Source organism: Streptomyces sp. NPDC048352 (assembly GCF_040651895.1).
In the GTDB taxonomy this organism is placed as follows: Bacteria; Actinomycetota; Actinomycetes; order Streptomycetales; family Streptomycetaceae; genus Streptomyces.
This window is the reverse complement of record NZ_JBEZKZ010000127.1, coordinates 1-11,534: the sequence shown is the minus strand read 5'-3', so window position 1 is coordinate 11,534 and position 11,534 is coordinate 1. Positions and strand designations below refer to the sequence as shown.

Genomic DNA, 11,534 nt, shown 5'->3' with positions numbered 1-11,534 from the left:
CCGGCTCGGCCGGAGACGACCCCGCCGACGGCGGCTGCACCGGCGGCGCCCCGTCCCCTGCCCCGTCCCCCACGCCCGTGCCCGGCCGGCCGGCCGGGCCGCCACCGGATCCGCCCGCCCCGGGCGGGCCCACCGCCTCCGCCGACCCCGCCGGATGCACCGGCACCCGTACGACCAGCCCGCAGGAGCCGCAGCCCACCTCGGGGTGCGGCCAGTCGCTGTCGCGCCCGCAGACCCCGCAGCGCACCGTCACCCAGGCGTCGGACCAGTTGCGGTGGGTGATCGGAACGGCCGGCGCCACCAGATCCAGGGGCGGCGCGACGGGACTCCCGCAGGCGCAGGGATAGACGGGGACGCTGTAGCCGTTCTCCCGCCGGCACGAGGGGCAGCGCACCGGTACCGCTTCCGCCATGAGACCTGGACCCCCTCCGTCGCTGTGCGTGGGTCCATGCTCCACCACCGGCGACCGCCGGGCGAGGCGGACCGACGGATTCACGCCGATCCGGCCCCCGCCCCCGGGCATTTGTACAACTCGCCGAACGCGATGCGGCTTTTGGTGGGTTCCGGGGTGCCTTACCGCCTTGACGAGCGCGAAGACGCGCCTTAGCTTGTTCCGTATAGCAGAACAATAATTCCGGATGACGGAAAAGTCTGACCGCCAGACCCGCAGGAGAACCTGATGCCTCGTATGACAGCCGCCGCTGCCGCAGTTGAGATCCTCAAGCTCGAGGGTGTCGAACAAGCGTTCGGCGTGCCCGGTGCTGCGATCAACCCGTTCTACCGCGAGCTCAAGAACGTGGGCGGCATCGCGCACACGCTGGCCCGCCACGTCGAGGGCGCCTCGCACATGGCCGAGGGCTACACCCGCGCCAAGGCGGGCAACATCGGCGTCTGCATCGGTACCTCGGGCCCGGCCGGCACCGACATGATCACCGGCCTGTACTCCGCCATCGCGGACTCGATCCCGATCCTGTGCATCACCGGTCAGGCTCCGGTCTCGAAGCTCCACAAGGAGGACTTCCAGGCCGTCGACATCGCCTCCATCGCCAAGCCCGTCACCAAGGCCGCCACCACGGTCCTGGAGGCCGCGCAGGTCCCCGGTGTCTTCCAGCAGGCCTTCCACCTGATGCGCTCCGGCCGTCCCGGCCCGGTCCTGATCGACCTGCCGATCGACGTCCAGCTGACGGAGATCGAGTTCGACCCCGAGACCTACCAGCCGCTGCCGGTCTACAAGCCGCAGGCCAGCCGCGCCCAGGCCGAGAAGGCCATCCGGTTCCTGCTGGAGTCGGAGCGCCCGCTGATCGTCGCCGGTGGCGGCATCATCAACGCCGACGCCTCCGACCTGCTGGTCGAGTTCGCCGAGCTGACGGGCGTCCCGGTCATCTCCACCCTGATGGGCTGGGGCACCATCCCGGACGACCACGAGCTGGCCGCCGGCATGGTCGGTGTGCAGACCGCCCACCGCTACGGCAACGCGACGTTCCTCGAGTCGGACTTCGTCTTCGGCATCGGCAACCGCTGGGCCAACCGTCACACCGGTTACAACCTCGAGGCCTACACCAAGGGCCGCAAGTTCGTCCACGTCGACATCGAGCCCACCCAGCTGGGCAAGATCTTCGCCCCGGACTTCGGCATCGCCTCCGACGCCAAGGTCGCCCTCGAGCTCTTCATCGAGGTCGCCAAGGAGCTCAAGGCCGAGGGCAAGCTGCCCGACTTCTCCGCCTGGGCCGCCTCCGCGCAGGAGCGCAAGGCCACCCTGCAGCGCCGTACGCACTTCGAGAACATCCCCATGAAGCCGCAGCGCGTCTACGAGGAGATGAACAAGGTCTTCGGCCCGGAGACCCGCTACGTCACCACCATCGGCCTCTCCCAGATCGCGGCCGCGCAGTTCCTGCACGTCTACAAGCCGCGCCACTGGATCAACTGCGGCCAGGCCGGCCCGCTCGGCTGGACCATCCCGGCCGCCATCGGTGCCGCCACCGCGGACCCGCAGACCCCGATCGTCGCCCTGTCCGGCGACTACGACTTCCAGTTCATGATCGAGGAGCTGGCGGTCGCCGCCCAGCACAAGGTCCCCTACGTCCACGTCCTCGTGAACAACGCCTACCTGGGCCTGATCCGCCAGGCGCAGGGCGGCCTCGGCATCAACTTCGAGGTCAACCTCGAGTTCGAGAACATCAACACCCCGGAGATCGGCGTCTACGGCGTCGACCACGTCAAGGTCGCCGAGGGCCTGGGCGTCAAGGCGATCCGCGTCACCGACCCGGAGAAGCTGGGCGAGGCGTTCGAGCAGGCCAAGAAGCTGGCCGTCGAGCACCAGGTCCCGGTCGTGGTCGAGGCCATCCTGGAGCGCGTCACCAACATCGCGATGAGCAAGACGGTCGACATGAGCGACGTCACCGAGTTCGAAGAGCTCGCGACCGAGCCGGGCCACGCCCCGACCGCGATCAAGGCCCTCCAGGCCTGATCCCCACCGTACGCAGCGGCCCCCGCTCCTCCCGAGAAGGGAGGGGCGGGGGCCGTTTGGCGTTGCCGGGGCGGGGCGGGGCGGGGGTTTGCGGGGGCGGGGGCCCCTGGGGCGGCCTCAGGGAGGGTCGGGGGTTTCCCGTCAGTCCCATCGTCCTTCCGGTTCGTGCCGGCCCGTCAAGGGCGCTCACTTCGTTCGCGTCGCTACGCGATGGCCTTCGGCCACCCTTGACCGACCGACCCGCCCCGGAAAGCCGAAAGACTGCCGGGAAACCCCCGAAAGAACGGCACGGTTCAGGGGGGCGGGGCGGGTCTCTCAGAGAAGAGACGAGAGACCGGGCCCAGCCATCGGCCTTCCGGGCCCTCAGAAGCCGCGATCGGGGCCGGGGGCCCGGCCACCCCCACCGCACGCCGGCCTGATCGGCCTGGGGCCCCGAAGCGCCATGTCGCAGCGTCCGACGCCCCTCTGGGGCTGCTACCTGCACCACACGTTGATGAGAGTGGTCTTGGGACCCCACAGACGCCCGCCGGGAGAAGCACGTGGGGATCGGGGGCGGCCGTCGCTGCCGAACGGGCTCCTGATCGACGTGTGGTGCGGGTATCAGCCCCAGACGGCCGTCGGACGCCAAGCCGTGGGCGGCGCGTAGCGATCTGGCGCGCTCGGGTGCACCGCAGAAGGATCTGATCGCCATTCCGTGCGGGTAGCGGCCCCCCGGCCACCCGCCCGCGGGTACGCGACAAAGCGCCGAGTCACGGGACCGTCCGTGACTCGGCGCTCTGGTCTGACCGCCCGACGGTGCGAGGCTGGCGCGACAGGACGTTCGCACCACCGGGCGGAGTCAAAGGGTCTCCTCCTCGTACAGGGGACTCTGTGCGTGGCCCCTGTACGCGAGGAGTGGCTGGGACCGTGGCGGTCGGCGACGAGAACTCCGGCGTCGTCTCCCTCAGGTCAAGAGACGGGCCTCGGAACCCATTACCACCGCACTGGCTCGCACGCCCGCCACGGTCCTCGTCCTGCCCCCACCGCGTACCACCCCTCATCCGGGTCCGCGGTGCGGGCTCGGCACCCGGAACCTGACCTCCCGTCAGGCCCCCGGTGCAGCTTTTCGGCTCAGGCGTCGCGCAGGGCGCGGACGGCCTCCTCGACGCGGCGGCCGTAGTCGGCGTCCGCGGCGTGGAAGTGAGCCAGGTTCTTCTCGATGACGTCCTCGAGGGTGACCTGAGACAGGCCGCCGGCGATGTTCGCCACCAGACGCTGCTTCTCGGCCTCCGACATCAGGCGGTAGAGCTCACCGGCCTGGAAGAAGTCGTCGTCCTTGGTGTGGGCCGGGGCCTCGTGGGTGCCCGTGTAGCCGGAGACGGCCTTCGGGGCGCCCAGCGCCAGACCGGTCTCGGCCGGGCCCTGGTACGAGTTGGGCTCGTAGTTCTTGTCGTGGCGCGAGCCGTTGCGCAGCGCCATGACGCCGTCGCGGCCGTAGTTGTCGGCCTTCGTCGCCTTCGGGGCGTTGACCGGCAGCTGGGTGTGGTTCACACCGAGGCGGTAGCGCTGGGCGTCGGCGTACGCGAAGAGGCGGCCCTGGAGCATCTTGTCCGGCGAGGCGGTGATGCCCGGGACGAAGTTGTTCGGGGAGAACGCGGACTGCTCGACCTCGGCGAAGACGTTGTCCGGGTTGCGGTCGAGGACCAGGCGGCCCACGCGCTGCAGCGGGTAGTCGGCGTGCGGCCACACCTTGGTGAGGTCGAACGGGTTGAAGCGGTAGTCCGCGGCCTCGGCGGCCGGCATGATCTGGACGTAGAGGGTCCAGCTCGGGTTCACGCCGCGCTCGATCGCCTGGAGCAGGTCGGTCTGGTGCGAGTTGGCGTCCTTGCCGACGAGCTCGGCGGCCTGCTCGGCCGACAGGCAGCGGATGCCCTGGTTCGTCTTGAAGTGGTACTTGACGAAGAAGGCCTCGCCCTGGGCGTTGGTCCACTGGTAGGTGTGGGAGCCGTAGCCGTTCATGTGGCGGTAGGACGCCGGTATGCCGCGGTCACCCATCAGCCAGGTGATCTGGTGCGTCGCCTCGGGGGCGTGCGCCCAGAAGTCCCAGACGTTGTCCGGCTCCTGCTTGCCCGTGAAGGGGTCGCGCTTCTGGGAGTGGATGAAGTCGGGGAACTTGATCGGGTCCTTGATGAAGAACACCGGGGTGTTGTTGCCGACGAGGTCGTAGTTGCCCTCTTCGGTGTAGAACTTCAGGGCGAAGCCGCGCGGGTCGCGGACCGCGTCCGCGCCGCCGAGCGAGTCGGCGACGGTGGAGAACCGCAGGAAGGTCTCGGTCTTCTTGCCGACCGTGTTCAGGAACGCCGCGCTGGTGTACGCGGTGACGTCGTCGGTCACCTCGAAGTAGCCGTACGCGGCCGAGCCGCGGGCGTGCACCACGCGCTCCGGGATGCGCTCGCGGTTGAAGCGGGCGAGCTTCTCCAGGAGCTGCTGGTCCTGGATCAGGAGCGGGCCACCGACGCCGGCGGTGGCGGAGTTCTGGTTGTCGGCGACCGGGGCGCCGGACTCGGTCGTCAGCGTGCGCTTCGACATGGTGACCTTCCGTACGGGAAACTGCTGACGGAAATCGTCTTCCGTCATGCGGAACAGCCTAAATTCGGCGTGAACGCGACGTCAACAGTTTGTTGAAAACAATAAAAGAGGTGATCCGGACGGTGCCGGCGCTTGGGCGCGACAGGACAGGTGTCAGCACCGGCACCATCCGGAAACTCGGACCCCCTGGTGGGGGAGGGGCGGCCCGGGGCAGCGGGCCGCGGGGGATCAGATCTGGGCGCCGGAGAGGCGCTCGACCGCGCGCAGCAGGGCGGAGTGGTCCAGGCCGCCGTCACCCTGGGCGCGCAGCGAGGCGACCAGCTGGGCGACGACCGCGCCGACCGGCAGGGCCGCACCGACGTTGCGGGCGGCGTCGGTGACGATGCCCATGTCCTTGTGGTGCAGGTCGATCCGGAAACCGGGCTTGAAGTCGCGGTTCAGGAAGTTGTCCTTCTTGCGGGTCAGGACCGTGGAGCCGGCCAGACCGCCGTTGAGGACGTCCAGGGCGGCCTGGAGGTTCACGCCCGACTTCTCGAGGAAGACGACAGCCTCGGCGCACGCCTGGATGTTCACCGCGACGATGAGCTGGTTGGCGGCCTTCACCGTCTGGCCGGAGCCGTGCGGGCCGCACAGGACGATGGTCTTGCCGAGGGCCTCGAGGATCGGCAGGGCCGCGTCGAAGTCGGCCTGCTCGCCACCCACCATGATCGACAGGACGGCCTCGATCGCGCCGGCCTCGCCGCCGGACACCGGGGCGTCGATGACGCGGATGCCCTTCTCGGCGGCGTTCTTGGCGAGGTCGACCGAGGTCTGCGGGGTGATCGACGACATGTCGATGATCAGCGCGCCGGACTTGGCGTTCTCGAGGATGCCCTCGGGGCCGTAGTTGATCGCCTCGACCTGCGGGGAGGCGGGCACCATCGTGATGATCACGTCGGCGTCCTTGACGGCCTCGGCGATCGAGCCCGCGGCGGCGCCGCCGGCGGCGGCCAGGCGCTCCAGCTTGTCCTGCTCCAGGGTGAAGCCGGTGACCGAGTAGCCGGCCTTCAGCAGGTTCTCGGACATGGGGGAGCCCATGATGCCGAGGCCGATCCACGCAATCTTGGGGAGGTTGCTCATGATGAGGTCCTTCTCTTAATGCATTGGTACGAAAAGTGCGACAGGTGCCTGGGCGTTCGCCCGGACTTTGTCCTCTTACTTGGCGGCGCGGGCCTCGGCCGGCAGCCACTCGAAGGAGGCGGCGGCGTCGGCGGCCTTGTACTCCAGGCCGACAAAGCCCTGGTAGCCGGCCTTCTTGAGCTGGTCGAGGAGGTCCTCGAGGGGCAGCTCACCCGTGCCCGGGGCACCCCGGCCCGGCTTGTCCGCGATCTGGACGTGGCCGGTCTTGGCGGCGTACTTTTCGATGACCTCGGAGAGGTCCTCATCGTTCATCGCCAGGTGGTACAGGTCGAGCAGGAACTTGGCGTTCCCCAGACCGGTCGCCTCGTTCACCTTGTCCACGACCTCGATCGCGGACGGGGCGCTCACCAGGGGGTAGAGCGGCGACTCGGGCTTGTTGAGGGTCTCGATCAGGAGGATCGCACCCACGCGGTCGGCGGCCTGCGCCGCGACGACCAGGTTCTTCAGGGCCAGCTCGTCCTGGACGGCCGGGTCCACGCCTTCGACGCGGTTGCCGTACAGGGCGTTGAGCGCCTTGCAGCCCACCGAAGCGGCGAAGTCCGCCGCCACGTTGATGTTGGCGTTGAAGCGGTCCGACTCCTCACCGGGGACCGATACCGCGCCGCGGTCCGGGCCCGGCAGCTGGCCGGCGTAGAAGTTCAGGCCCACCAGCTGGGTGCCGGCGTCCTCAAGGGCTTTCTTGAGGGCGTCGAGCTCCTCCTGAGCGGGGGTGGGGGTCTCGATCCAGGGCCACCACAGCTCGACCGCGGTGAAGCCCGCCGCGGCCGCGGCCGCAGGGCGCTCCAGGAGCGGGAGTTCCGTGAAGAGGATCGACAGGTTCACATCGAAGCGCTGGTCCGAGTATCCCATGAGGGGTGTGCGCTCCTTCCGTATTGCGGAAGTTATTTTCTGCTTGATGGAAGACTGCAAGCCGAGCGGCGCACTTGTCAAGTGCGGACTCCCGAAATCTGCCGACCGCCGGGTAGCTTGACGGCGTGCGATTGAGAGTTGAGTTCACGACCGAGCCCTTCGACCTCGAAGAGGCCCCCGCCCATGCCGTGGCAGCCCGCGAGATCATCCAGAAGGCCCAGCTGGACGCGGTGGACGTCGGCCCGTTCGGCAACACCGCGGAGGGCGAGTCCGACCGGGTGCTGACCGCCGTGGCCGCGCTGCTGCGCGATTCGCTGGAGGCCGGCGCGACGCGTGTCTCGCTCCAGGTCAATGTGATCGGGGAGGACACCGCATGACCGAGCCCCGCGATCACCCCTTCGTCACCGCGGTCAAGCCGCTGGTGGACGCGATGGGCGGCGAGATGATGGATCCCGCCCTGGCGCAGCCCGACGACGTCGTGCTCGCCTGGGAGGGTCAGGACCTGCTGGCCGTACGCCTGCCCCAGCTGTCCGACTCGCTGGACCACATCCTCGCGGCGCTGGAGCGCCGGCACGGCGTACCGCTCGCACAGCTCGACCGGAAGGCCAAGCAGGACGTGGTGCGCATACTGGAGGCGCGGGGCGCCTTCTCCGTGCGGCACGGCGTGGAGACGGTCGCGGGCGCCCTCGGGGTGAGCCGCTTTACGGTGTACAACTACCTGAACCGGGACGCCGCCTCCCAGACGAGGCCCGGCAAGCCAGCCAAGAGTGAGGGCTGATTCACCCCGCGTGACGAGCCGCCGCCCGATTCACCCGGGCGGCGGCTTTTGTGTACGGGAAGTTTCAACAAAGTGTTGACGCCGTGTGGCCGAGGGCGTTAGCTATGCGCAGCCCGTCAAAGCAACAACAGGCCACGGAGGCCTACCGTGACTTCGAGTCCGACCCCGGGTCTCACCCGGTTCAACGCCTTGGACGACAGCGCGGCCACGGCCGAGCTGCACGAGGTGTGCGCCAGCGCCGCGTGGGGGAGCAAGATGCTCGCCCAGCGCCCCTTCGCCACCGCCGAAGCCCTCTTCGCCGCGAACGAGACCGCCATGGCGGAGCTCACCGCGCAGGACCTGGCCGAGGCGATGGGAGGCCACGCGCCGATCGGCCGCCCGAAGCCGGGAGACCCGACCTCCGCCCGCGAGCAGCGCGGCATGGCCGGTGCCTCGGAGGAGCTCAAGAACGAGCTCCTCGAACTGAACCTGGCGTACCAGGAGAAGTTCGGCCACGTCTTCCTCATCTGTGCCACCGGTGCGACCGGTGAGTTCATGCGGGACGCGGTCAAGGTCCGGATCGACAATTCGCCGGAGCAGGAGCGGGAGATCGCCCGCGGCGAACTGGTGAAGATCAACCGGATCCGCCTGACCCGACTCGTCGAACTCGCAGAAGGAGAGTGACCATGAGCACCGAGACCACCGCGTCGGTGTCCACCCACATCCTGGACACCAGCATCGGCCGCCCCGCCGAGGGCGTCGCCATCTCCCTGTCGGCCCGCGCGGGCCTGGACGGCGAGTGGGCGGCCCTGGGCGGCAGCGCCACCGACGCCGACGGGCGCTGCAAGGACCTGCCGGCCCTGCCGGAGGGCACCACACACGTGCGTCTCGACTTCGAGACCGAGACGTACTTTTCGAAGAAGCAAGCCGAGGCGCAGCAGGACGCCCCCCGCGTAAGGGACAGCGGTGCGTTCTTCCCCGAGGTAACGATCACCTTCGCGGTGAACCCGGGCGAGCACTACCACGTACCGCTGCTGCTCAACCCGTTCGGCTACTCCGTTTACCGAGGGAGCTAGCATGGCCACGATTCTGGGCCAGAACCAGTACGGCAAGGCAGAGAACCGCGTCGTCAAGATCACGCGGGACGGCGACACCCACCACATCAAGGACCTGAACGTCTCGGTCGCCCTCTCCGGCGACATGGACGACGTCCACTACTCCGGCTCGAACGCCAACGTCCTTCCGACGGACACCACCAAGAACACGGTGTACGCGTTCGCCAAGGAGTACGGCATCGAGTCCGCCGAGCAGTTCGGCATCCACCTGGCCCGCTGGTTCGTGAACAGCCAGGAGCCGATCCAGCGCGCGCGCATCCGGATCGAGGAGTACGCCTGGGACCGGATCGCCACCTCGGACGCCAACTCCAAGTTCATCGGCTCCGACGAGGTGAACCACTCCTTCGTCCGCAAGGGCATGGAGACCCGCGTCACCCAGATCACCTACGACGGCCAGAACTGGGAGGTCGTCTCCGGCCTCAAGGACCTGATCGTCATGAACTCCACCAACTCGGAGTTCTGGGGTTACGTGAAGGACAAGTACACGACCCTGCAGGAGGCGTACGACCGCATCCTGGCCACCCAGGTGTCGGGCCGCTGGCGCTTCAACTGGACCGACGACGAGCAGCGGATGCCCAACTGGGAGAAGTCCTACGCCGAGACCAAGAAGCACATGCTCCAGGCCTTCGCGGAGACCTACTCCCTGTCGCTGCAGCAGACCCTGTACCAGATGGGTTCGCGCATCATCAACCACCGTTCGGAGATCGACGAGGTCCGCTTCTCGCTCCCGAACAAGCACCACTTCCTCGTCGACCTGGAGCCCTTCGGCCTCAAGAACGACAACGAGGTCTACTTCGCCGCGGACCGCCCGTACGGTCTGATCGAGGCGACGGTCCTCCGCGACGGCGCCGACGCCCGTATCCCCGTGGACATGACCAACCTCTAAAGCACGGCGCGCGCGTCCCGGGGCTCCGCAGTGGCCCCGGGGCGCGACACCCCCCAGCTTCCTGAATCGGCACCCGGACGCAACACACGGGGCGGCAGTACTGTCAGCTGTCAAGGCCCCCGGCTCCGGCACTCAAATCCCCTGGGTTTTGCCGTGCCCGCACCGCCACTGAAAGCACGAGGAAGTCCCATGGCAGCATCGGCAGCCCTTGACGGCGCAGTAGAGCGCATCGTCATCGCGAACTGTGCGATCGCGACCGTCGACGCGAACGACACCGAGTACGCCTCGGGTCACATCGTCATCGCCGGCAACAAGATCGAGTCCATCGGCGCGGGCAAAGCCCCCGAGAACCTCGAGAACGTCGTCCGCCGCATCGACGGCACCGGGCACCTCGTGACTCCCGGTCTGGTCAACACGCACCACCACTTCTACCAGTGGATCACGCGCGGCCTGGCCACCGACCACAACCTCTTCAACTGGCTCGTCGCGCTGTACCCGACGTGGGCGCGCATCGACGAGCAGATGGCGTACTCCGCGGCCCAGGGCTCCCTGGCCGCGATGGCCCGCGGCGGTGTCACCACCGCGATGGACCACCACTACGTCTACCCCAGGAACTCCGGCGACCTCTCCGGCGCGATCATCCGCGCCGCGTCCGAGATGGGCGTCCGCTTCACCCTCGCCCGCGGCTCCATGGACCGCAGCGAGAAGGACGGCGGCCTGCCCCCGGACCACGCCGTCGAGACCCTCGAGGGCGCCCTGGCCGACACCGAGGCGACCGTCAAGAAGTACCACGACGCCTCCTTCGACGCGATGACGCAGGTCGCCGTCGCCCCGTGCTCCCCCTTCTCGGTCTCCACCGAGCTGCTGAAGCAGGGCGCCGAGCTGGCCCGCCGCCTCGGTGTGCGCATGCACACCCACGGCAGCGAGACGGTCGAGGAGGAGAAGTTCTGCCACGAGCTCTTCGGCATGGGGCCGACCGACTACTTCGAGTCGACCGGCTGGCTCGGCGAGGACGTGTGGATGGCGCACAGCGTCCACATGAACGACTCCGACATCGCCGCCTTCGCCCGTACCAAGACCGGTGTGGCGCACTGCCCCTCCTCCAACGCCCGGCTGGCCGCCGGCATCGCCCGGGTGCCCGACATGCTGAAGGCGGGTGTCCCGGTCGGCCTCGGCGTCGACGGCACCGCCTCCAACGAGTCCGGTGAGCTGCACACCGAGCTGCGCAACGCGCTGCTGATCAACCGCCTGAACCCGGTCCACCGCGAGGCCGCGCTCAACGCCCGCCAGTCGCTGCGACTCGGCACCTACGGCGGCGCCCAGGTCCTCGGCCGTGCCGACAACATCGGCTCGCTCGAGGTCGGCAAGTGCGCCGACCTGGTGCTGTGGAACCTGAGCACCTTCCTGCACTCCTCGATCGCCGACCCGGTCACCGCGCTGGTCTTCGGCGCGGCGGCCCCGGTGACGGCCTCGTTCGTCAACGGCAAGCAGATCGTGGAGAACAACCGGCTGCTCTTCGCCGACGAGGACGCGATCGCCGTGTCCACGCGGGAAGAGGCCCAGCGCCTCGCGCGCATCACCGCGCAGGGCTGATCCGCCCAGCGACCGCTGGGGGGAACCCCAGGAGTCCGGCCGGGGGGGACGGCCCCCGGCCGGCGGGCGCGGGGCCGCGGGGGGGGCGCGGCCCGCCCCCCCCCCCCCGCCGCCCCGGCC

At 69.0% G+C, this 11,534-nt stretch carries 10 protein-coding genes and 1 pseudogene; 7 read left to right on the top strand and 4 right to left on the bottom strand.

Going from position 1 to position 11,534, the window contains the following annotated elements; translation table 11 throughout:
• Nucleotides 1-412: pseudogene (locus AB0D45_RS33800) on the bottom strand (hypothetical protein); the annotation flags it as partial.
• A gap of 276 nt (nt 413-688) precedes the next feature.
• Here AB0D45_RS33800 and gcl point away from each other — a divergent pair.
• Nucleotides 689-2,467: a glyoxylate carboligase gene (gene gcl / locus AB0D45_RS33795; protein ID WP_361604861.1), complete on the top strand. Its 1,779-nt coding sequence runs from the start codon at nt 689-691 to the stop codon at nt 2,465-2,467.
• A 1,110-nt stretch (nt 2,468-3,577) separates the two neighbouring features.
• Here gcl and AB0D45_RS33790 read toward each other — a convergent pair.
• From AB0D45_RS33790 to AB0D45_RS33780, 3 genes are all read right to left on the bottom strand, one after another.
• Nucleotides 3,578-5,035: a catalase gene (locus AB0D45_RS33790; RefSeq protein ID WP_361609218.1), complete on the bottom strand. Its 1,458-nt coding sequence runs from the start codon at nt 5,033-5,035 to the stop codon at nt 3,578-3,580.
• 228 nt (nt 5,036-5,263) lie between these two features.
• The gene (locus AB0D45_RS33785; RefSeq protein ID WP_361609216.1) at nt 5,264-6,154 is read right to left on the bottom strand and encodes a 2-hydroxy-3-oxopropionate reductase; all 891 of its coding nucleotides are present in this window, start codon (nt 6,152-6,154) and stop codon (nt 5,264-5,266) included.
• 75 nt (nt 6,155-6,229) lie between these two features.
• Nucleotides 6,230-7,063 (bottom strand): TIM barrel protein, encoded by an 834-nt coding sequence (locus AB0D45_RS33780; protein ID WP_362466324.1) that lies wholly within the window; start codon nt 7,061-7,063, stop codon nt 6,230-6,232.
• Nucleotides 7,064-7,188: 125 nt separating this feature from the next.
• On the opposite strand from AB0D45_RS33780, the gene AB0D45_RS33775 reads away from it, so the two are divergent.
• From AB0D45_RS33775 to AB0D45_RS33750, 6 genes are all read left to right on the top strand, one after another.
• Nucleotides 7,189-7,440, top strand: coding sequence for a thiamine-binding protein (locus AB0D45_RS33775; RefSeq protein WP_361609212.1), 252 nt, complete (start codon nt 7,189-7,191; stop codon nt 7,438-7,440).
• Entirely contained in the window at nt 7,437-7,841 is a 405-nt protein-coding gene (locus tag AB0D45_RS33770) for a helix-turn-helix domain-containing protein (RefSeq protein WP_361609210.1), read from the top strand. The genes AB0D45_RS33775 and AB0D45_RS33770 overlap by 4 nt, the downstream gene beginning before the upstream one ends.
• 147 nt (nt 7,842-7,988) lie before the next feature.
• Nucleotides 7,989-8,504, top strand: a complete 516-nt coding sequence (gene uraD / locus AB0D45_RS33765) for a 2-oxo-4-hydroxy-4-carboxy-5-ureidoimidazoline decarboxylase (protein WP_361609208.1) — start codon at nt 7,989-7,991, stop codon at nt 8,502-8,504.
• A 2-nt stretch (nt 8,505-8,506) separates the two neighbouring features.
• A complete protein-coding gene (uraH, locus tag AB0D45_RS33760; RefSeq protein WP_007267387.1) occupies nt 8,507-8,896 on the top strand; it encodes a hydroxyisourate hydrolase in 390 nt (129 codons plus the stop codon).
• A 1-nt stretch (nt 8,897) separates the two neighbouring features.
• Entirely contained in the window at nt 8,898-9,821 is a 924-nt protein-coding gene (gene pucL / locus AB0D45_RS33755; RefSeq protein ID WP_361609206.1) for a factor-independent urate hydroxylase, read from the top strand.
• A gap of 189 nt (nt 9,822-10,010) precedes the next feature.
• Nucleotides 10,011-11,414 (top strand): 8-oxoguanine deaminase, encoded by a 1,404-nt coding sequence (locus AB0D45_RS33750; protein WP_362466319.1) that lies wholly within the window; start codon nt 10,011-10,013, stop codon nt 11,412-11,414.
• The last annotated feature ends 120 nt before the right edge of the window (nt 11,415-11,534 follow it).